Here is a 20,420-nt window from a genome sequence, read left to right as displayed (position 1 = left end):
ATTCGTCAACTATTTCACGCTATAATTTTAATTATTTTTCAGGTACTTTCCGGGTATTGTATTCAGATATTTCTTTGCACATCTTGATAGATACCTTGATGTGGCTTTTGCTGCTGCTATCATCTTAGCTGAGCCACCTGCTCCAAAAGGGTCTTACGCTCCTTCTTCCGGGTCAGCTCCACTAAGCCAAGCTTTGTAATATCCACAAGCCGTACCGGAACCGGGTCTTCTTTTAAGGATAATCGGAACTGGTGCATCAGCTCTTTTCTTTGCTCTTCTTTTGCCATATTGATGAAATCCACAATGACAATTCCTGAAATATTACGAAGCCGGAGCTGTCTTGAAATCTCTGCAGCAGCTTCTAAATTAATCTTATAATAATATTCTTCTGCATTTTTTCCGGAAGTATTCTTTCCACTGTTTACATCGATAACTGTCAGAGCTTCCGTTGGCTGAATGATAAGATAAGCACCAGACTTCATCCAGACCCGTTCCGATATTGCACGCTGTATCTGCGTCTCAAAGGAATAAAGGGTTCCTAATGAAATGGCATCATTTTCATAGAACCGTATCTTAGATAAAATATCAGGATTTCCGGCATAAAGCTGTTGAAGCTCTTCATAGATATTCTTATCATCCGTAATAATTTCACCAAGCTCTTCCTGGTAAAGGTGATTGATGGCATTTTCATAAAATTTCTTTGGCAGCATCAGAATGCTGTAACAGGTACGGAAATGAAAAGTTGCAGCTAACTTCTGATAGTCAGATAAAAGTTTCCGGTATTCTGTTTCCAATTCTTCAGGAGAAGCTCCTGCCGCATTGGTTCTTACGATAAGACTATGCGGCTTTCTTTTTTCTTCCTGTCCGGCATTCTGCTTTGTATCGGTAACTGCTTCTTTTTCAAAAAGCCGCATCTGTTCGAAAAGCTGTACCTGACTGCTTAACCTTTCTTTTTCATCCGCACTTAATTTAGAAGAAATGGCAAGGGGACGTTTTTCATTTGTCAGGACAAAATATTTTCCGGTAAGGGAAATCTTGGTATCTGCAATGGGATACTTGGTCTTGATCGCCTCTTTGGTAATCTGCACCACAAGTTCATCCCCTTCGGTCAGCTTTCCGCTTCTACACTGCTTCGAAAACCAGGCATCTTTTATATGTGCTGTTTCCAGATAACAGGTTACTCCCTTTGCAATGTCCACAAAAGCGGCATCTAAGTTCGCGGCAATCTTTTTTACCCTGGCAATACAAATTATTCCCGGTACAACTTGATTTTCTTCGGATAACGGATGAAATGCAATTTCCCTAAACTTGTCCTTTTCATCTAACAGTGCCGTAAAATAGGAGTCGCCTACATAATGCTGCCTTGTAATGATAAATTTATTCAAGAATGTCATCTCCCATTTCATCCAATGCAATCAGAGTGCCGTCTTCTTTTCGGGCATATACGTCCACACGATGAATCTGAAACTGCATTTCGTTATAAGGAAGTTCCAGATACCGGTAAAAGGCTTCTAACAAAAGCTCTGGTTTTACATTATCTACGCTTCCTGTAGATACTTTAAGATAAAAGAATGGACAGCCATCTGCTTCCTCAACCTGAAAATCATATACCAGCTGCTTTAAGTCCATGACTTTTTCGCTTTTTTTCGTCTTTTTCGTAACCAGAATCTCCGGAGCATCTTCATAAAATGCTTTTACTTTACCTTTCAATTCATCCAAAGTGAATGGACAATTTCCTTTATCCTTATAAAATACGTTATAGTCTGCTGCTGCAACAATGGACATCGCTGTTTTTGCATGCTCTGGCAGCATCCGGTAAGATACGATTTCAACACCTTCCACCATGGTATCATTTAAAGCCTTAACGGATTCAATTGAACTTCTGGTAGAATGTACTTCAATATCAAGATATTCTCCATCACTGGTGATTCCAACTCCCAGCGGTGCCGCAAAAGACATAATCTGATGCGGGGAAAATCCCTCGGAATATGCAATATCAATCTCAGCACGACGCATTGCTTTCTGGAAATAACGCATCATATCAAGGTGTCCGATAAATTTCATTACACCATATTTTCGAAATTTAATTCTTATTTTCAAAGCAGACACCTCCCTTAAACTGAGCAGCTCCACAACCCTGACACTGCATCCGGCAGTTTGGAGTTACTTCTTCTTTTCTGGCACGTTCCCATTCGCGGATTAAGAACTTTTTCGAAACGCCATCATCAATAAAATCCCATGGGAAAATTTCATCCAGAGGACGTTCCCGCATGGTATAGAAATCGGTATCGATGCCACATTCCGCAAAAGCCTCTACCCAGCGGTTATTATCAAAAAATTCCGTCCAGGCATCAAAGATACCACCTTTTTCATAAACCTTAAGCAAGGCAGGGGCAATCCGGCGGTCTCCTCTTGCAAGAATACCCTCTAATACCGTAACATCTGCTTCATGCCAGTTATACTTGATGCTCTTGCGGTTTAACTGTTCTTTTACAGCATCATTTACCACCTTGGCTCTGCCAAGATAGCTGTCCTTATCATACATTCTCGCCCACTGGAATGGAGTAAATGGCTTTGGTACAAAGAAAGAGGTACTGATAGTAATCTGACATTTTCCATTCCGCTCTTCCTTTGGAATCTCATAATAACGGACTGCAATTTTATTGGCAAGTTCTGCTATGGCACGCATATCATCTTCCGTCTCGGTCGGAAGTCCTAGCATGAAATAAAGCTTTACTTTATTCCAGCCGCCTTCAAACGCCATTCCGGCACCATTTAAAATCACCTCTTCCGTCAGTCCTTTATTAATAACATTACGAAGACGCTGAGAACCGGCTTCCGGAGCAAAGGTAAGGCTGCTCTTTCTGATATCCTGCACTTTTCCCATAACGTCTAAGGAAAATGCATCGATACGAAGAGATGGCAGAGAAATATTTACGCCTTTATCCTTAAAGTTATCAATCAGGAAATTAACCAGTTCTTCCAGTTGCGAATAATCACTGGAACTTAAAGAACTTAAAGAAATCTCTTCATGTCCGGTATTCTTTAACATTTCATAAGCATAATGTTTTAAGACTTCTACATCTTTTTCACGGACCGGACGGTAAATCATTCCTGCCTGACAGAAACGGCAGCCGCGGATACAGCCACGCTGAATCTCTAATACCACACGATCCTGGGTTGCTTTAATAAAAGGAACAACCGGTTTCTCCGGGTAAACAGAATGGGACATATCCATCTGAATCTGTTTCTTTACCGTTGCCGGCACCTCCTCATATTTTGGTGTAAAGGATGCAATCGTTCCATCTTCTTTATAAGCCACCTCATACATGGAAGGCACATAGATTCCAGGAATAGACGCTGCGCGGCGTAAGAATTCCTTTCTGCTGACCTTTTCTTTCCTACACTGCTTATACAGCGTAAATAATTCCGTATAAGAAATTTCGCCTTCTCCGATATAGAACAAATCAAAGAAATCTGCAATCGGCTCCGGATTATAGCTGCAAGGACCGCCACCGATTACAATCGGGTCATCTTCTTTTCGCTCAGAAGACAGCATGGCAATCTGGGATAAATCAAGAATCTGTAAAATGTTGGTATAGCACATCTCATACTGGATGGTAATACCAAGGAAATCAAAATTCTTAACCGGCTCCTGACTTTCCAGTGCAAATAAAGGAATATTTTTTTCTTTCATAATCTTGTGTAAATCCGGCCACGGAGAATAAACCCGTTCGCAGTATACATCATCCCGTTTATTAAACATATCATATAAAATCTGAATGCCAAGGTGAGACATTCCGATTTCATAGACATCCGGAAAGCACATTGCAAAACGGATGTCAACGTCCTTCGGATTCTTCTTTACCATATTCAGCTCGTTTCCGATATAACGGGCCGGTTTATCAATTGTTAAAAGTATTTCATCACTTAATGCTAAAGTGTTCATCTGGTACCTCAATCATTCTTAAATATCATAATCCGATTTGTAAAAAAATAACGCTTATTTATTTTTTGCAAAATCCGAAATCATCATAACATACTTTTGCAGTTTTGTATAATCATAGTTTTCTTCTAATTGCCGGTACATCCATTTGGTATCTTTTTCACCGGCAGTTCCCGGAAAAGGAAGCTTTCCTTTATCACATAAAACAAACACCACAAAAAGGCAAATACAAAGCAGCCATTTTACTTTCCAAATGGCTGCTTTTCCTGTGTTTATTAACTCCTCGTCCGTGTCTTTCCGTGATTCCGAAAAAGAATTTCTGGCACGAAGAATATATTCCCGTCTGTTTGCAATATAATCCTGTTCCAAATAAATCGCACCTTTCTGCATATCATTGCCTGATTGTTATTCTGCTGTAATCTATGCAGAAAGTGCAGGAACTATGTATATTATCTCTGGGCAAGTTCCTGGGTAACATCCTCCCATGTTACGCCTTTTTCTACCATCAATACCATTGCATGATAAAGGAAATCTGAAATTTCATAAATAATCTCTTCCGGTTCCGGATTCTTTGCGGCAATGACAATCTCGGTTGCTTCTTCGCCGACCTTCTTTAAAATCTTATCAATTCCCTTATCGAAAAGGTAGTTGGTATAAGAGCCTTCCTTTGGATGAATCTTACGATCCGCAATAATGGAGTAGACATCCTCAAATACCTGCAGTGGATTTTTCTCAGCATATTCTTTCTTGACAATTTCATTAAAAAAGCAGCTTGGTGCTCCGGTATGACATGCCACGCCAATCTGGGATACCTTTGCAAGAATGGTATCAAAGTCACAGTCTGCCGTTAAAGATTTCACATACTGGATATGACCACTGGTCTCACCCTTCATCCACAACGCCTTACGGCTGCGGCTGTAATAAGTCATCTTTCCGCTGGAAATGGTGGTATTGAACGCTTCTTCATTCATATAAGCTACCATAAGTACTTCATCGGTACGGTAATCCTGTACTACAACAGGTACCATTCCATCCGAATTCAATTTGAAATCACTCCATTTTAATGCCGGAGCAAAATTGTCCATACGGATTCCGCTGGCTGCAAATTCTGTCTTTAATTTCATGATATCTGTCCTGGTATCATTAATAAAAGCGCCACAGATTCCTCTGACATTTTCACGGTTTAATACATCCACCAGTGCATCCTTGTCATAATTATCATACTGAACGACATATGGCAGATTTGTAATATTTTCTACTCCGTCCATCATGGATGGATCAAGAACAATCATTTCATGGAAATATTCATCCAGTTCATCTTTGTGCTTGAATAAGAAATCAATATTCTTTACAGAAACAATCATACGGTCTTTTCCGAATCGTTTTGCACCTTCCTCAGCCAAAGACATGCTGACGGATTTTGCACCGTTTAAAACTACCTGTTTACATCCGGCATAGATAAATTTCTTAATGTCTTCCAGACGGTTGATATTTCCACCTGCATAAATCGGAATCTCTACAGTACGGAAAATATCTTTTACCGTATGAATATTTTTCTCATGCTCTTCATCGCCGGTTGATAAGTCATAGATTAAAATCTTATCAATTCCACTGTCATTATAAAGCTTGGTAAGTTCTTTTAAATCTCCTGCAGAACTAAGGTCACTCGGGCTCTTTACTGCCTCTCCGTTTTTCAGATAAATGGTTGCTACTATATTCTTGTGTTTCATATGCTCACCTATAAACTGCCTTTCGTTGATAATATGTCGGTAATACGCGGGTCAATGATGGTTGCCTCATCCAATGCCTTTGCAAATGCCTTAAACATGGCTTCAATCATATGATGGTTATTTCCGCCTGTAATGACCTTAAGATGTAAATTCATTCCGGCGCTATAGGAAATGGCATAAAAGAATTCTTTTACCATTTCGGTATCCATATAGCCTACGCGGTCTGTGGTAAATTCTGCATCAAAGGATAGATACGGTCTTCCGGATAAATCTACCGCACAAAGCACCAGTGTCTCATCCATTGGCAGCATACAGCTTCCAAAACGTTTGATACCCTTTTTGTCACCGACTGCTTTTTTAATGGCATTGCCAAGGACGATTCCGGTATCTTCAATGGTATGATGACAGTCCACCACCAGATCTCCGGTTACTTTGACATTTAAATCAAATAATCCATGTCTTGCAAAGCCATCTAACATATGGTCGAAAAATCCAATTCCGGTATCTGCCTTTGCATCCCCTCTGCCGTCCAAATCAAAGGAAAGGTAAATATCTGTTTCTTTTGTTTTTCTTGTATATTCTGCAATACGTCTTTGTTCCATGAAACAAACCTCCGTTTAGTTTTCGTCTTCAAATCTTACTTTAACGGAATTTGCATGTGCCGTCAACTGTTCGCACTCTGCAAACTGGGCAATATCTTTATATACTTCCTCTAATGCTTCCCTGGAATAGGAAATAATGCTGGATTTCTTAATGAAATCATCTACAGATAATGCAGAGAAGAATTTTGCGGTTCCATTGGTTGGAAGAACGTGGTTTGGTCCTGCAAAATAATCTCCAAGCGGTTCACTGCTGTATTCACCGATGAAAATTGCTCCGGCATTTCTTACCTTGGTCATAACTTCAAACGGATTCTTTGTTACAATTTCCATATGTTCGGATGCAATTTCATTTACTGCAGCAATGGCTTCCTCCATATTATCTGCAATTAAAATATAGCCATAGTTATCTAAGGATTTCTGGATGATTTCTTTTCTGGAAAGCTGTGCAGTAAATTTTGCTGCTTCCTCAGAAACACGCTCTGCCAGTTCACGGCTTGTGGTAATCAAAATTGCGGAAGCCATTTCATCATGCTCTGCCTGGGATAAAAGGTCGGCTGCAACATATCTTGGATTGGCTGTTTCATCTGCTAATACTAAAATCTCACTTGGTCCGGCGATGGAGTCTATGCTGACATAACCGAATACGGCTTTTTTCGCTAAAGCTACATAAATATTTCCAGGGCCAACAATTTTATCTACTTTTGGAATGCTTTCGGTACCAAAGGCGAGAGCTGCAATTGCCTGTGCGCCTCCTACTTTATAGATGCGGTCTGCACCGGCTTCTCTTGCTGCAACTAGGGTAGAAGGATTTACCTTACCATCTTTTCCAGGCGGTGTTGTCATAATAATTTCATCAACTCCGGCAACCTTGGCCGGAACAATATTCATCAGTACGGAAGAAGGATAAACGGCTTTTCCACCCGGTACATAAACACCAACACGGGCTAATGCGGTTACCTTCTGACCTAAGATAATACCTTTATCCTGGCTGTCAAACCAGCTGTTCTGACGCTGTTTTTCATGATAGGTACGGATATTTACAAGAGATTTCCGGATGACTTCAAGGAGCTTCGGATCTACTGCATCATAAGCCTCCTTAATTTCTTCTTCTGTTACTAAAATATTATCTTTATTAATCGTTGCACCATCAAATCTCGCTGTATAGTCAAATAATGCAGCATCTCTGTTGGCACGTACCGTTTCAATGATTTCCTGTACGCTGGCTTCAAATTTGCCGTAGCTGTTGGGGCTTCTCTTTAAAAGATTCTCTAATATATTACCCTTTGTCTCTTCTGTCAACTCTAAAATACGCATGTTTATGCCTCCTTTAATACCGATTTTAAATCTGTAATTAATTTCGTAATCCGCTCATGTTCCATTTTCATACTAACCTGATTTACGACCATCCGGGCAGAAAGCGGACAAACTTCTTCTAATACTTCAAGTCCGTTTTCACGTAAGGTTGAGCCTGTCTCTACAATATCACATATTACCTCAGCAAGTCCAACAATCGGGGCAAGTTCGATGGAACCGTTTAATTTGATAATTTCTACAGTCTGATGTTTCTTATTATAAAAATAGTCTTTTGCAATGCGCGGATATTTGGTTGCCACACGGATCAGTTCGTGATGCTGTAATAATTCTTTGGATTCTTTTGGACCGCAGATACACATTCTGCATTTTCCAAAGCCCAAATCCAATACTTCATAAATATTTCTTGCTTCCTCTAAAATTGTATCCTTTCCCACAATACCGATATCTGCCGCACCATATTCTACATAAGTTGGTACATCCGGTCCCTTGGCAAGGAAGAAACGAAGCTTTAATTCTTCATTGACAAAAATAAGTTTTCTGGTATTCTTGTCTTTCATTTCTTCACAGGTAATGCCGATTTTTTCAAAAGTCTCTAAGGTTTTATTTGCCAGTCTTCCCTTACCTAATGCAAAGGTTAAATATCTCATATCTTCCATTTCTATTCTCCATCCATAAATGTCAGTTCTGCAATCTGATTTCGCAATGCATATGCTTCATAATCTGCTTTTGATTTATCCATTGCCCAGGCAATCAGTTCCACATTGCAGTCCTTTGCCCTCAGTGCAATAGCTTTCTTTACTGCTTCCCTGCGATATTCCGGTTTGTATACAATCAACTGATTGTCATGTTTTACGGTAATCTCAATTTTCTGTCTTGAAATTGCTGCCATTAACTGGTCTACTACTATCGCAAATCCAATGGAAGCTGCATCTTTTCCAAAATAAGTAAGAAGCTTGTCATAACGGCCCCCCTTTACAATCGGTTCACCGCTTCCATAAGTATAACCGGCAAAAATTACTCCGGTATAATAATGATAGCTGCTTAACATACCAAATTCATAGGTCACATATTTGTCTACGTCATATACTTTAAGCACCGCATCTAAGTCTTCCAATCTGCGTATTGCTTTATAAACCTTTGGATAATCAGCCGCATAGGTCTTTGCTTCTTCAAAGGAAGCTGCATTATCATAAATGGTTCCAAGCATACCGAATAATTCTTTTAAATTCTGATTCATGGAACAGTCGGAAATCTCTTCTTCCACGCCAAAGAAATTCTTATTAGCAATCAGTTCCCGGATAACTTCTTCCTGTTCTTCGGAAAGCCCTGCCGCTTCCATTAAGCCACGGAAGAATTCCACATGTCCCACACTAATCTGGAAATCCTTTAAACCACTGCTCTTTAATGCATCAATTGCCATAGCAATCATCTCTGCATCGCCATCTACGGTATCATCGCCGATTAACTCTGCTCCAAGCTGGGTGGATTCCTTTAATCTTCCCTGATAACTATGGTTATTGATAAAGGTATTTCCCATATAGGAAAGCCGGATTGGCATATCCTCATCCATAAAATATTTTGCGGCAGACCGTGCAATAGATGGTGTAATATCCGGTCTTAATACAAGGGTATTTCCTTCCCGGTCAAAAAATTTATATAATTCGCTGGATGGAATTGTTCCAACTTCTTTTCCAAATATATCGAAAAATTCAAAGGTTGGTGTCTGAATACTGTGGTATCCGTGTCGTTTTAAAGCCTTATGCAGCCGATCCTGCAGCTCTAATTTTTTTTCACACTCTTCATTATAAATATCCCGGACACCCTCTGGTGTATGTAACAATTGATTTTTCATATAAACCTCCAGTTTTTCTCAAAGCACTTTAGCGTGCTACCATGCTACCACGGTGAATTGCTTTTCCTAGTATATATTACCTGGAAATAATTGTCAATCCCTTAGCTCCAAATCTTTTTTCAAGCCTTCCAGATAAGGAACCAGGATTCCTGACTTCTTTGGCAGGAAAAATTCCGGATTTAATTCTTCTAACCGGAAGCTCTTCCGTCCGCCATTCTGGGCTCTCTCCCAGAATTCATAAAGCTGTCGGAATGGCATATAGTAAAATTCATCCCGTTGGGTATAAAATATCAGAATAAAGGAAATACCCTGCTGATTTTCAAAATCCTGCATAAACTGAATCTGGTGAGCATGCACATTGGCAAGAGGAAACGTATCGGTGTGACATTCCTTGGCATCAAAGCAGACCGGAATGCCCTGTACTGCCCCGATATAATCTACGGTACTTTTCTGGTCAAAATAGGCAAGGGTAATATGTCTTGTTTCTTTATCAATATTAATTGGTGTAATCGGTGTCGGAATTTTCTGTATCATTGCTAAATTATGCTCTGCATATTTTTCATTGGTCCGGTTGATAAATTCCTCTAACGTAGAACCTCTTAATCCTCTGGAATTCCAAGTTGGCATCAGAGTATACTTCCTTTCTTTTCTTCCGGCAGTGTGTAATAAATTTTATGTTCTTCGAGAATCCTTATTTTCTGATTCTTTACTTCTAATATATTTACACTGCAGTTTGGCTGGTGGCTGTTCCAGAAATCCTTGATTTCAAGTCCTTTTATGTATGCAAGAAATGCCCGGATGATTCCACCATGACAGCAGATGAGCACACGCTTCATTTTTTCTTCCAGTGGAAGGATTTCATGCTTTAAAAAATCTTCCACCCTGCCAAGTAATACTTCGTAGCTTTCGCCCTGTTCCGTGGCACGATACTGTTCCGGCGCATGAAATAAAGCATCAATATTTTTAAGGGCCGGATTCCAGCTGAGATCAGCAAGCTTCTGTCCTTCCCCTTCTCCGAAGTTCATTTCACGGATACGTTCATCATAGGAAATCGGGGTGTCCGTTCCTCTCAGAATAATCTCTGCCGTCTGTCTGGCACGAATTAACGGACTGCAATAACAGTAGTCAAAAGTCAATCCTTCTTTTTTGAATCCCTCTTTGGTCTTTTCGGCTAATTCCAGTCCGAATTCATTTAATGGAATGTCAAGTGTTCCCTGTATCAGTCCTTTTTTATTGTAATCGGTTTCTCCATGCCGCATCAGATATACTTTCATCTTACTTATTCATCCTTCCTGTAACATCAGTAGTCTTTCGTTAAAAACAATTACTGCTCTGTGGCATTCTGATCTGCATAACAAATAGCCTTATTAAAATCATCCGGTGGAGCTGCTTCTACACATCTGCCATCTGCAAATATCATCCGGTAAGCATGTAAAAGCTGATGTTTTACGCCAGTATGTTCCCGGTAAAAGCAATTGATTTTCTCATTACCATATTTACTGTCTCCGATAATCGGATGACCAATGGATGCTAAATGGGCACGGATCTGATGGCTGCGTCCGGTAATCAGATGCACCTGCAGCAGTGTGACATCCTGATATACTTCCAGTGGCTCATACTCGGTTTCGATACAGAGTGCATCCTCTGTTTTTTCCTTTGAAATAAATACACGATTCTGCCTTTCATCCTTCATAAGATACCCCTTTAAATGCTGCGGTGCTGTAATACATCCGGCTACCAGGCAGAGATAATATTTCTTTACGGTTCTTTTTTTCAAAGCCTCGGATAAATCCTGCAATCCCTTTAACGTCTTTCCGGCTGTAAGAAGTCCTGAAGTATTGCGGTCAAGACGGTTGCAGACGGACGGCCGGAAGGTTCGCAAATCCGTTTCCTTAAGGGCTTTGCTTTGAAGAAGATATCCGATAATATATTCGTTGGCAGAAATATCGGATGGCTGTGCCTTCTGTGACAGCATTCCTGCAGGTTTATTGATGATTAAAATATCTTCATCTTCATAAACGATATCCAGTGCTGTGGTTGGAAAACTTTCTTTTACCTCTGCTCCTGCAAACTTATCATAAGTTTCATCTGCTAAAAACAGCTTTACCTCATCTCTGGCATTCAGTTTTTCGGATCCATCTGCCTTTTTTCCATTTAATACAATATTCTTTTTCCGAAGCATTTTATAGACAAAGCTTGATGGTGCTTCTTTTAAAAGCTTTTTTAAATATTTATCAAAACGTTGTCCTGCTTCATTTTCTTTAATGATAAATGTTTTCATAACATATCCTTACTATTTCTTTTTATGAACAGTTCGAATCGTATGCTTCTTCTTCGTATTCTGACTGGAAGTCTTTCCCGAATATTTTTCTGTATTTCTGGAATTTCCAGTTTTATACTTTGTCTGATTTTGATTCAGTGTCCGCTTCGTCTTTTTCTTATCCGAAAATGCTTCTTCTTTGGCAAGCTTTCTTGGACGGATGAGGCAATGGGCATCAAAGCCGATTAAATCCGTCCGGTTCGTCTTAACTAACGCTTCATGCACCAAATCATAATTTTCCGGATTACGATACTGTATCAGTGCACGCTGCATGGCTTTCTCATGCGGATTGGTTGCTACATATACCGGCTCCATGGTCCGCGGATCTAAACCGGTATAGTACATACAGGTCGATATGGTGGATGGGGTCGGATAGAAATCCTGTACCTGCTGAGGCATATAACCTAAATCTCTTAAATACTCAGCCAAATCTACTGCCTCCTGCAGGGTCGAACCAGGATGGGAGGACATCAGATATGGCACCAGATACTGTTTTAATCCTAACCGTTCATTCATATCATGATATTTGCGGACAAATTCATTATAAACGGAAACGGGAGGTTTTCCCATTTTCTGTAATACCGGGTCTGAAATATGCTCCGGTGCCACCTTTAGCTGTCCGCTGACATGATATTTACAAAGTTCTTCCAGAAAATTATTTTTCGTATCACATAAAAGATAGTCAAATCGGATACCGGAACGGACAAATACTTTTTTCACGCCTTTGATATTCCGTAATTTACGAAGAAGACTGATATAATCACTATGGTCAGCAACAAGATTTTTACATGGTGTCGGGAACAGACATTGCCGGTTCTTGCAAACTCCCTTTGTGAGCTGCTTCGTACATGCCGGTGCCCTGAAATTAGCAGTCGGACCACCTACATCATGGATATATCCTTTAAAATCCTTATCCTGTGTCATCTTCTTTGCTTCTGCAAGAATGGATTCATGACTTCTGGTCTGAATAATTCTGCCCTGATGAAAAGTTAAGGCACAGAAGCTGCAGCCACCAAAGCAGCCACGGTTACTGACCAGGGAAAATTTTACTTCTTCGATAGCCGGTACACCACCATCCTTTTCATAGATTGGATGATAGGTTCTCATATATGGCAGTGCGTAGATATCATCCATTTCCATCTGGGTCAATGGCTTTGCCGGTGGATTCTGTACGACAAACATTTTCTCATCATAGGTTTCATAAATTCTTCTTGCCGTAAAAGGGTCTGTATTCTGATACTGAAGGTAAAAGCTCTTGGCATACGCTGTCTTGTCCTCTTTGATTTTATTAAAAGACGGCAATTCCAAGGCATCATAAATATCTTCTTTATTTCGGGTCTTAAAAACAGTTCCATCGATATAAGTAATATCCTTTACCGCAAGACCGGAAGCTAACGCATCTGCAATTTCAACAATGCTGTGCTCGCCCATTCCATAAGAAATCAAATCAGCACCGGAGTCCAGAAGAATGGAACGTTTTACCTTATTAGACCAGTAATCATAATGCCCAAGTCTTCTAAGACTTGCTTCAATACCGCCGATAATGATTGGATTATGTTTATAGGTCTGACGGATCAGATTGCAGTAACTTACCACTGCATAATCCGGGCGTTTTCCCATAACGCCACCCGGTGAAAATGCATCATGGGCACGTCTCTTTTTCGATACAGAATAATGGTTTACCATGGAATCCATATTCCCACCGGAAACTAAAAAGCCAAGCCGTGGCTCGCCCAATATGGTTACGCTTTCCTTGTCACGATAATCCGGCTGTGCAATGATACCCACGGTATAACCATGTGCCTGCAATATTCTACTGATAATAGCATGTCCAAAGGAAGGATGGTCTACATATGCATCTCCGCATATATAGACGAAATCCAGCTGCTTTATCCCTGCTTCTTCCATATCTTTTCTTGAAATTGGTAAAAAACCGTTCTGCATTCTCTTATCCTTCCTTTAATGCCTGTAATTCTGACTCTGTCAACGGACGATACGCTCCTGTTGCCAGGGTTTCGTCCAGCTTTAAGTTTCCCATGGAAAGCCGCTTTAAATAAATGACCTTTTTTCCTGTTTTTTCAAACATCCGCTTAATCTGATGATATTTTCCCTCGGTAATAGTAACTTCAATTTCTGATTCTGAATCACTTTTTAAAATCACAAGTTCAGCAGGCTTTGTGAGGTTTTTCTCTCCGATATCAAGACCCTTCCGAAAAGCCGCAACATCTTCAGCAGTCACTTTTCCTTCTATTCTGGCATAATAAGTTTTTGCCACATGTTTCTTCGGAGATAAAAGCTCATGAGCCAACGCACCGTCATTGGTGATAAGGAGCAGCCCTTCCGTATCCTTATCCAGTCTGCCTACCGGAAACAAATCTTTTCTTACAGCATCTTCTATGAAAGAAACTACAGTTGGAAAATGCTTATCTTCCGTGGCACTGACACAGCCGGCAGGCTTATTTAGCATATAATATTCCCACTGGGAATAATTAACCTTTTCGCCTTCGAGGTTAACAATATCCTTTTCCGGTGAAATCTTATATTCCGGACGTTTGATGATTTCTCCATTTACGGTAACACGTCCCTTGGAAATATAGGTTTTCACCTGGCTTCTGCTTCCTTTACCCATTTCTGTTAAAAATTTATCTAATCTCAAATCTTTCATTCTGATACGTTCCTTTACTACTCTGATTTGGCAGACACCGCGATAACTCGAGAAGCTCGCCAAGCGTGTTTCTCATCGTTCAAATTCTAATTTAAATCTTAATATTGATAATGTAATATTTTCTTCTCCTGATAGAGATATTGCAGGATGGAATAGGAATTTACACTAAACTCACGTTTATTTTCATCATTTAAATAAATTCCAAAATGAAGATGCACATCAAAATTACCTGCGGTTCCTTCTGTCTTAGAATATCCGGTATCTCCCATAAATGCAATCAGCTCTCCGGCATGAACCTCGTCTCCGATGGAAAGTCCCTCTGCATAATCCGACAGATGTGCATAGTAGAAATATGCTCCATGAGGACTCCGGATTCCGATACGGTAACCCCCAAGTTCCAGCCAGCCCATCTGCTCTATGGTTCCATCGCAGACACTGATTACCGGGTAATTTCCCCGCTCATTGATATCTGCCATAATATCACAGCCTTCATGTCCTCTGTCTCCACCATAAGTGCGGCTCTGCATCCAGGTGTCTCCAAAAGTTACTTTTTTCTCTTCGTCCCAGATGGTATCCGGAACCGGGAAATAGACAATGTCAGACCAGATACTGTCTAAATAGGCTTCCTGCTTTTCAATTTCTTCTTTATGAAAATGCAGCAATCTTTTGTATACATCTTTCAGCTCGTTTTTTTCTGTTAAATCTGAAGCATAATATGCCAGAAGATACCGGGTAAATGTCATATCTTCCTGAGCCTCACCTTCTTCAGACTCATATTTCCTGAATTTTAACACCGTTTCCGGAGAGACTTCCTGATTCCGAAGTTTCTGAAAGAACTCCTGTTGTTCAAATGCTATATAAAAGGCTGCCCGCTTTTGAATCTGCTGTAACAGGCTGCAGTCTATGACAACCAGCAAAAAAAAGAGAATAATGACACAAATTTTCTTCTTCATAATAATTCGCATAAAAGTTATTTTATACAATATATTGAACTATGAAAAAAACTATTTCTCTTCTGATTCTTTTTTTGTGCTTAATATTATTATTTTTGCATCCCATGCTTACGGTATCTGCCGCAGCAAATGGCCTAATGCTCTGGTACCAGAATATTCTGCCTGCATTGCTTCCTTTTGCCATTCTATCCAATATTCTGATTTCATCCGGAGTTTTTTATCATATTTCAGGAATCCTCTATCCATTCATCCATCTCCTGATTCCCTGCAGCAGAAATGCCTGTTTTCCACTTCTGTCAGGATTTCTATTTGGTTTTCCTATGGGAAGCCGTATCTGTGCCCAAATGTTAGAGGAAAATCAATTATCAAAGGAAGAAGCAACCATTCTCTTTGCAATCTGTAACAATATCAGTCCTATGTTTATTGCAAGCTATATTGTTCATGACACGCTTCGGCAGGACAGTCTTTTATTGCCAACATTTGGGATTCTCTATCTGCCGCCCCTGATTCTCTGCCGCATTCTTTATGCCCTTCAACGAAAAAGTCTAACGCAAAAAGAAACGGCACCACGATTAAAATTAAACTTTTCAATCATAGATGCCGGTATCATGAACGGTTTTGAAATTCTTTGTAAACTCGGTGGATATATCATGCTCTTTTCTATTCTGTTAGAACAGATTACCTTTTATGTGCCACAAAAGCTCTTACAATTACCACTTTGTATTCCATTGGAAGTTACTAATGGAATCCGGCAGATTTCTGAAGAAGCTTTCTCGCCGCAGCTTGATTATGCGTTGATTTTAAGTCTTACCGCTTTTGGCGGATTATGTGGCTTCGCCCAGACCTATTCCATGGTTGCATGCCAGAAGCTCTCCATGAAATATTATCTGCTGGTCCGAATCAGTCTTGCATTCTGTGCTTTCCTTCTGGGGTACATGATATATCCGGCAGGATAAATATATATTACTCTTCCGGAGTCTCATTTGCCGGAGCTTCCTGTGTGGCAGGCTCTGCTGTTGTTTCCTGTTTTGCCTGTCCGGAAGAAGCATCTTCTTCCTCTGGAAGCAGTTCATTCCGGTTTGCCGTCACAACATCCAGACAGCCCTGAAGGGTGTGAATCAGATTATCATATCTTGCCTGTGAACCTTCAATGGCATGACTTAAAATTTCTTCAATATTCTTAAGACTGCTGTCCGTATACTGAATTGCACCCATACGGATATTATTGGCATCATTGGTTGCTTTATCAAGAATCTCCTGTGCCTGCTTGGTAGCAATCATAACAACCTCATTTGCCTGGGCATAAGCCTGTTGCATAATCTGGTGTTCACTGACAAGCTCGCTGGTCTGTACCTGTGCCTGAGCAATGATGGCATCTGCTTTTGCCTGGGCATCTGCCAGAATAGCTTCTTTGTTGCTGATAATCTTCTGATAACGCTTGATTTCTTCCGGCGTTTTCATTTTTAATTCCGTCAGAAGTTCTTCTAACTCATCCTTATTAACAACAATTTTCGTACTGGATAATGGCTGATATTTGCAATTATCAATATATTCTTCGATTTCTTCTATGATTTGTTCCATTCTGCTACTCATCGTCCACACTCCTTATTTTTTGATATTATATTTATCATAAATCCGCTCTATAAACTGTGGTGGGACAAAATGCGAAATATCGCCACCATAAGAAGCATATTCCTTTACAATTGTAGAGCTGAGATAGGAATATTTTACATTCGTTGTAAGAAATACCGTATCTATCTTTGGATTTACACGATGGTTCGACTGTGCAATCTGAAGTTCATATTCAAAGTCCGTTACCGCACGCAATCCTCTGACGATAATGGTTGCATCAATTTTTTCCATAAAGTCAACTAAAAGACCATCAAAAGAAGCAACTGTTACATTCGGCATATCTTTTGTTATCTCTTTTAACATACTAACACGTTCATCTAAAGAAAACAACGAGTTTTTTGCACTGTTATTTAAAACTCCCACAACCAGCTCGTCCACTATTTTCGAAGCACGTTCAATCATGTCAACATGACCATTTGTGACCGGGTCAAAGCTGCCCGGATAGATTGCTTTTTTCATCATAGGTTATTCCTTTCTGGATATAAAGGCATGTAAATTTGTCTTATATTTTTTGCATTTATCAAGTGTAAAACCAAGCTCCTCAAGATACTCAAAACCAGTCTTTAGGGACGCTTCTACAATAATTACCGTATCTTCATCTACCAGGGTCGATTTCGAAAGCAGCATCAGCACATCCTTTTCCAGTTCCTGATTGTAAGGCGGATCCATGAAAATAATCTGGAATGCCCCTTTTCCTTCCAGACTCCGGATAGCTGCCATGACATCCATCTGCAGTAAACGGCACTGGTCATTAAATTTGGTAAAGTTAATATTATCCTGTATACATGCTGCTGCTTTTTTTCCACTTTCCACAAAAACAGCTTCTTTCGCTCCACGGCTTACAGCTTCCAATCCAATCTGTCCGCTTCCTGCAAACAAATCTAAGAACCGGCAGTCCGCAATCTCGTATTGCAGTATATTAAAAAGTGTTTCTTTAATACGGTCTGTTGTCGGTCTTGTGTCTATTCCTTCAATTGTTTTCAATGGAAGGCTTCTTCCTTTTCCGGCTATTATTCTCATTAAAATCCCTCTTTTATCAGTAAATCATCCAGTTCCTGCAATGCCGTCTCCACCGCATGCATACGCACTTCACTACGGTCTCCGGGAAATACATAACGTATAACTTTCACAAAATCATTAATTTTATAACCAATGTATACCAGTCCTACCGGAAACTTTTCACTTCCACCGCCGGGACCTGCAATACCGGTTACTGAGATTCCGACATTCGTACCTGCAACTTTTGTTACGCCACGAACCATTTCTTCTGCTACTTCTTTACTTACTGCGGTGTGTTTCTGCAAGGTCTCTTCCGATACACCTAGTACTTTATGCTTTACCGCATCCGAGTAAGTGATATAAGATTCTTCCAGCACATCCGAAGCACCCGGCACATTAATCAAAGTTGCGGCTACAAGTCCTCCGGTACAGGATTCTGCGGTAGCAATGGATAAATGATTCTCCGTCAGCCGTTTTACAATTTTATCTTCCAGATTTTCCTGTCTTTTTTCCATGGGAATCCTCTTTATTTCTGTTCTTTTAAAACAGCTCTGTTTTTCCAGAGATAATCAATTAGAGATACAACCGTTAATACCAGTGCAATATAAGTAAGTACGGTTCCTAATAACTGGAAGTAACAGTTATCAAAATTAAGAATCAATACAATGACCATAAGCATCTGGAATGTGGTCTTAAATTTGCCCCAGTAGCTGGCTGCAATTACAACGCCGTTATCAGCTGCTACCAGACGGAAACCACTGATGATAAACTCACGGCTGATAATTACGATTACAATCCAGGCTGCAAGCTGTCCGGTTTCAATCAGGCAAATCATTGCGGCACATACCAGCAGTTTATCCGCAAGCGGGTCCATAAATTTGCCGAAATCTGTCACAAGATTATACTTTCTTGCAATCTTCCCATCCAAAAGGTCTGTAAGACTTGCTACAATAAAGATTGCTACAGCAATATAATTTGCATAACCCGGACAAATCGGTGCCAACATAAACACTACAAAAAACGGAATCAAAATTACTCTGAAAATTGTTAATTTGTTTGGTAAATTCATGCTAATTCTCCTATCAAATCATATTCATAAGCTCCGGTTACTTTTACTTTGGCAAAGTCTCCGGTCATTAAGGTTTCCTCTGTATTTACAAAAATATATCCGTCAATAGATGGTGCATCACGGTAGGTTCTTCCTACATAAGCATTCTCATCTGCAACTTTTCCTTCGATAAAAGCGTAAAGTTCACGGTCAGCCATATCTTCATTTTTCTCAAAAATAATTTCTTCCTGAAGCTCCATGACTTCCTGTTGCCACAGCTTCTTCGTCTCTTCCGGAATCTGATTTTCCATCTCAGCTGCTTTCGTTCCTTCTTCCGGAGAATAGGTAAATGCACCCAGACGGTCAAATTTCATTTCCTGTACGAATTCCAACAGCTCTTTATGCTGCTCTTCTGTCTCTCCCGGGAAGCCACAGATCAAAGTGGTCCGGAGCGTAATATCCGGAATTTCTTCCCGCAGATGATGAATAATACGAACAAGGTCATCCTTATTGGTCTTTCTTCCCATTCTCTTTAATACGTCTGAATTTGCATGCTGAATCGGAATATCCAGATAATGGCAGACTTTATCATTTCGTTTGATTGCTTCAATCAGTTCATCATCAATTTCTTCCGGATAACAGTAAAGAATACGAATCCAGTACAATCCCGGAATCTTATTTAATTCATCTAAAAGCCGGTGCAGGGATTTTTTTCCATAGAGGTCAATTCCGTAAAGCGTGGTCTCCTGGGCTACCAGAATCAGTTCCTTTACTCCGCCCGCTACCAGTTCTCTGGCTGTTGCTATCAGTTCTTCAATCGGTATACTGCGGTAGTTTCCTCTGATATATGGAATGATGCAGTAAGTACAGCGCTTGTTACAGCCTTCTGCAATTTTTAAATGGGCATAATGTCCGCCGGTGGTAACACATCGTTTGGTATGCAAGGTTGGAAGCCCTTCCAGCGAATTTAAATTGGTATAATGTTTTCCTGCCATAACCTCTTTCACAGCAGAAACAATATTATCATAGGAATTAGTTCCAAGAATTGCATCTACTTCCGGTATTTCTTCCTCAATCTCATTCCGGTAACGCTGGGCAAGGCACCCGGTTACAATCAATGCCTTTGCATGTCCGGTTTTCTTATATTCTGCCATTTCAAGTATTGTGTTAATACTCTCTTCTTTGGCATCATTGATAAAACAACAGGTATTAATTACTATCACATCTGCCTGCGTTTCATCATCAATAATGGTATATCCGGCATCACGGATCATACCAAGCATATATTCTGAATCTACCAGATTCTTATCACAACCCAGTGATACAAAGAAAATATTCATTCATTCCTCCGTAACAGGA

Annotated in this window: 23 protein-coding genes; 1 reads left to right on the top strand and 22 read right to left on the bottom strand. The window is 40.1% G+C overall.

Annotated features, from left to right (window positions below; genetic code table 11):
• Positions 1–119: 119 nt before the first annotated feature.
• The 16 genes from DWX96_RS10560 to DWX96_RS14285 all read right to left on the bottom strand — a co-directional run bounded on the left by DWX96_RS10560 (position 120) and on the right by DWX96_RS14285 (position 15,628).
• Positions 120–1,385 carry a ribonuclease E/G gene (locus DWX96_RS10560; protein WP_158561848.1) on the bottom strand — a complete coding sequence of 422 codons (1,266 nt, stop codon included), beginning with the start codon at positions 1,383–1,385 and terminating at the stop codon, positions 120–122.
• Positions 1,378–2,100 (bottom strand): TIGR03936 family radical SAM-associated protein, encoded by a 723-nt coding sequence (locus tag DWX96_RS10555; RefSeq protein ID WP_117698623.1) that lies wholly within the window; start codon positions 2,098–2,100, stop codon positions 1,378–1,380. Before DWX96_RS10555 ends, DWX96_RS10560 begins: the two co-directional genes overlap by 8 nt.
• Complete coding sequence (locus DWX96_RS10550) at positions 2,084–3,949, bottom strand: TIGR03960 family B12-binding radical SAM protein (protein WP_118057473.1); 1,866 nt, start codon at positions 3,947–3,949, stop codon at positions 2,084–2,086. Before DWX96_RS10550 ends, DWX96_RS10555 begins: the two co-directional genes overlap by 17 nt.
• 54 nt (positions 3,950–4,003) lie before the next feature.
• Positions 4,004–4,336 (bottom strand): hypothetical protein, encoded by a 333-nt coding sequence (locus DWX96_RS10545; RefSeq protein ID WP_022243842.1) that lies wholly within the window; start codon positions 4,334–4,336, stop codon positions 4,004–4,006.
• A gap of 59 nt (positions 4,337–4,395) precedes the next feature.
• The gene (gene hisIE, locus DWX96_RS10540) at positions 4,396–5,676 is read right to left on the bottom strand and encodes a bifunctional phosphoribosyl-AMP cyclohydrolase/phosphoribosyl-ATP diphosphatase HisIE (protein ID WP_117841069.1); all 1,281 of its coding nucleotides are present in this window, start codon (positions 5,674–5,676) and stop codon (positions 4,396–4,398) included.
• Positions 5,677–5,684: 8 nt separating this feature from the next.
• Positions 5,685–6,278, bottom strand: coding sequence for an imidazoleglycerol-phosphate dehydratase HisB (hisB, locus tag DWX96_RS10535; RefSeq protein ID WP_117946965.1), 594 nt, complete (start codon positions 6,276–6,278; stop codon positions 5,685–5,687).
• 15 nt (positions 6,279–6,293) lie between these two features.
• Positions 6,294–7,592: a histidinol dehydrogenase gene (gene hisD, locus DWX96_RS10530; RefSeq protein WP_022243845.1), complete on the bottom strand. Its 1,299-nt coding sequence runs from the start codon at positions 7,590–7,592 to the stop codon at positions 6,294–6,296.
• Between the two features lie 2 nt (positions 7,593–7,594).
• Entirely contained in the window at positions 7,595–8,248 is a 654-nt protein-coding gene (gene hisG / locus DWX96_RS10525) for an ATP phosphoribosyltransferase (protein ID WP_022243846.1), read from the bottom strand.
• A gap of 2 nt (positions 8,249–8,250) precedes the next feature.
• Complete coding sequence (gene hisZ, locus DWX96_RS10520) at positions 8,251–9,444, bottom strand: ATP phosphoribosyltransferase regulatory subunit (protein WP_118057474.1); 1,194 nt, start codon at positions 9,442–9,444, stop codon at positions 8,251–8,253.
• Between the two features lie 93 nt (positions 9,445–9,537).
• Positions 9,538–10,071, bottom strand: a complete 534-nt coding sequence (locus DWX96_RS10515; protein ID WP_117698628.1) for a Holliday junction resolvase RecU — start codon at positions 10,069–10,071, stop codon at positions 9,538–9,540.
• Positions 10,071–10,718 carry a histidine phosphatase family protein gene (locus DWX96_RS10510; protein WP_118057475.1) on the bottom strand — a complete coding sequence of 216 codons (648 nt, stop codon included), beginning with the start codon at positions 10,716–10,718 and terminating at the stop codon, positions 10,071–10,073. The genes DWX96_RS10515 and DWX96_RS10510 overlap by 1 nt, the downstream gene beginning before the upstream one ends.
• 50 nt (positions 10,719–10,768) lie before the next feature.
• Entirely contained in the window at positions 10,769–11,725 is a 957-nt protein-coding gene (locus DWX96_RS10505) for an RluA family pseudouridine synthase (protein WP_118057476.1), read from the bottom strand.
• A 12-nt stretch (positions 11,726–11,737) separates the two neighbouring features.
• The gene (locus DWX96_RS10500; RefSeq protein ID WP_117698631.1) at positions 11,738–13,708 is read right to left on the bottom strand and encodes a YgiQ family radical SAM protein; all 1,971 of its coding nucleotides are present in this window, start codon (positions 13,706–13,708) and stop codon (positions 11,738–11,740) included.
• 4 nt (positions 13,709–13,712) lie between these two features.
• On the bottom strand, positions 13,713–14,429 hold the full coding sequence (locus DWX96_RS10495; RefSeq protein WP_118057477.1) for a pseudouridine synthase: 717 nt from the start codon (positions 14,427–14,429) through the stop codon (positions 13,713–13,715).
• Positions 14,430–14,527: 98 nt separating this feature from the next.
• Entirely contained in the window at positions 14,528–15,382 is an 855-nt protein-coding gene (locus tag DWX96_RS10490) for a M23 family metallopeptidase (protein WP_242988780.1), read from the bottom strand.
• 108 nt (positions 15,383–15,490) lie between these two features.
• Complete coding sequence (locus tag DWX96_RS14285) at positions 15,491–15,628, bottom strand: hypothetical protein (protein WP_156454668.1); 138 nt, start codon at positions 15,626–15,628, stop codon at positions 15,491–15,493.
• On the opposite strand from DWX96_RS14285, the gene DWX96_RS10485 reads away from it, so the two are divergent.
• Positions 15,565–16,338 carry a hypothetical protein gene (locus DWX96_RS10485; RefSeq protein WP_330416232.1) on the top strand — a complete coding sequence of 258 codons (774 nt, stop codon included), beginning with the start codon at positions 15,565–15,567 and terminating at the stop codon, positions 16,336–16,338. The genes DWX96_RS14285 and DWX96_RS10485 overlap by 64 nt on opposite strands.
• A 7-nt stretch (positions 16,339–16,345) precedes the next feature.
• Here the strand turns inward: DWX96_RS10485 and DWX96_RS10480 are convergent, their stop codons facing one another.
• The 6 genes from DWX96_RS10480 to rimO are packed head-to-tail and all read right to left on the bottom strand — an operon-like array spanning position 16,346 to position 20,401.
• Positions 16,346–16,975: an ATPase gene (locus DWX96_RS10480; RefSeq protein ID WP_117946972.1), complete on the bottom strand. Its 630-nt coding sequence runs from the start codon at positions 16,973–16,975 to the stop codon at positions 16,346–16,348.
• Between the two features lie 12 nt (positions 16,976–16,987).
• Positions 16,988–17,473: a pantetheine-phosphate adenylyltransferase gene (gene coaD, locus DWX96_RS10475; protein ID WP_022243856.1), complete on the bottom strand. Its 486-nt coding sequence runs from the start codon at positions 17,471–17,473 to the stop codon at positions 16,988–16,990.
• Between the two features lie 6 nt (positions 17,474–17,479).
• Positions 17,480–18,034 carry a 16S rRNA (guanine(966)-N(2))-methyltransferase RsmD gene (rsmD, locus tag DWX96_RS10470; RefSeq protein WP_118057479.1) on the bottom strand — a complete coding sequence of 185 codons (555 nt, stop codon included), beginning with the start codon at positions 18,032–18,034 and terminating at the stop codon, positions 17,480–17,482.
• Positions 18,034–18,528 carry a CinA family protein gene (locus DWX96_RS10465; RefSeq protein ID WP_118057480.1) on the bottom strand — a complete coding sequence of 165 codons (495 nt, stop codon included), beginning with the start codon at positions 18,526–18,528 and terminating at the stop codon, positions 18,034–18,036. Before DWX96_RS10465 ends, rsmD begins: the two co-directional genes overlap by 1 nt.
• A gap of 11 nt (positions 18,529–18,539) precedes the next feature.
• Complete coding sequence (gene pgsA / locus DWX96_RS10460) at positions 18,540–19,082, bottom strand: CDP-diacylglycerol--glycerol-3-phosphate 3-phosphatidyltransferase (protein WP_022243859.1); 543 nt, start codon at positions 19,080–19,082, stop codon at positions 18,540–18,542.
• On the bottom strand, positions 19,079–20,401 hold the full coding sequence (gene rimO, locus DWX96_RS10455; RefSeq protein ID WP_118057481.1) for a 30S ribosomal protein S12 methylthiotransferase RimO: 1,323 nt from the start codon (positions 20,399–20,401) through the stop codon (positions 19,079–19,081). The genes pgsA and rimO overlap by 4 nt, the downstream gene beginning before the upstream one ends.
• Positions 20,402–20,420 lie beyond the last annotated feature (19 nt).

It is taken from the genome of Roseburia sp. AF22-2LB, assembly GCF_003461125.1.
Lineage (GTDB): Bacteria > Bacillota > Clostridia > Lachnospirales > Lachnospiraceae > Roseburia_C > Roseburia_C amylophila.
Note: the sequence above shows the minus strand (reverse complement) of the source record. Positions and strands in the feature narration are given on the sequence as shown.

Excerpts from the sequence above, each read along its gene's own strand:
- DWX96_RS10510 (WP_118057475.1), bottom strand. The coding sequence starts at position 10,718 with ATGAAAGTATATCTGATGCGGCATGGAGAAACCGATTACAATAAAAAA.
- DWX96_RS10505 (WP_118057476.1), bottom strand. The coding sequence starts at position 11,725 with ATGAAAACATTTATCATTAAAGAAAATGAAGCAGGACAACGTTTTGAT.
- DWX96_RS10490 (WP_242988780.1), bottom strand. The coding sequence starts at position 15,382 with ATGAAGAAGAAAATTTGTGTCATTATTCTCTTTTTTTTGCTGGTTGTC.
- hisIE (WP_117841069.1), bottom strand. The coding sequence starts at position 5,676 with ATGAAACACAAGAATATAGTAGCAACCATTTATCTGAAAAACGGAGAG.
- DWX96_RS10545 (WP_022243842.1), bottom strand. The coding sequence starts at position 4,336 with ATGCAGAAAGGTGCGATTTATTTGGAACAGGATTATATTGCAAACAGA.
- DWX96_RS10550 (WP_118057473.1), bottom strand. The coding sequence starts at position 3,949 with ATGAACACTTTAGCATTAAGTGATGAAATACTTTTAACAATTGATAAA.
- DWX96_RS10495 (WP_118057477.1), bottom strand. The coding sequence starts at position 14,429 with ATGAAAGATTTGAGATTAGATAAATTTTTAACAGAAATGGGTAAAGGA.
- hisD (WP_022243845.1), bottom strand. The coding sequence starts at position 7,592 with ATGCGTATTTTAGAGTTGACAGAAGAGACAAAGGGTAATATATTAGAG.
- hisG (WP_022243846.1), bottom strand. The coding sequence starts at position 8,248 with ATGGAAGATATGAGATATTTAACCTTTGCATTAGGTAAGGGAAGACTG.
- DWX96_RS14285 (WP_156454668.1), bottom strand. The coding sequence starts at position 15,628 with ATGGATAGAGGATTCCTGAAATATGATAAAAAACTCCGGATGAAATCA.
- coaD (WP_022243856.1), bottom strand. The coding sequence starts at position 17,473 with ATGAAAAAAGCAATCTATCCGGGCAGCTTTGACCCGGTCACAAATGGT.
- DWX96_RS10480 (WP_117946972.1), bottom strand. The coding sequence starts at position 16,975 with ATGAGTAGCAGAATGGAACAAATCATAGAAGAAATCGAAGAATATATT.
- rimO (WP_118057481.1), bottom strand. The coding sequence starts at position 20,401 with ATGAATATTTTCTTTGTATCACTGGGTTGTGATAAGAATCTGGTAGAT.
- hisZ (WP_118057474.1), bottom strand. The coding sequence starts at position 9,444 with ATGAAAAATCAATTGTTACATACACCAGAGGGTGTCCGGGATATTTAT.
- rsmD (WP_118057479.1), bottom strand. The coding sequence starts at position 18,034 with ATGAGAATAATAGCCGGAAAAGGAAGAAGCCTTCCATTGAAAACAATT.
- DWX96_RS10515 (WP_117698628.1), bottom strand. The coding sequence starts at position 10,071 with ATGCCAACTTGGAATTCCAGAGGATTAAGAGGTTCTACGTTAGAGGAA.
- pgsA (WP_022243859.1), bottom strand. The coding sequence starts at position 19,082 with ATGAATTTACCAAACAAATTAACAATTTTCAGAGTAATTTTGATTCCG.
- DWX96_RS10465 (WP_118057480.1), bottom strand. The coding sequence starts at position 18,528 with ATGGAAAAAAGACAGGAAAATCTGGAAGATAAAATTGTAAAACGGCTG.
- DWX96_RS10500 (WP_117698631.1), bottom strand. The coding sequence starts at position 13,708 with ATGCAGAACGGTTTTTTACCAATTTCAAGAAAAGATATGGAAGAAGCA.
- hisB (WP_117946965.1), bottom strand. The coding sequence starts at position 6,278 with ATGGAACAAAGACGTATTGCAGAATATACAAGAAAAACAAAAGAAACA.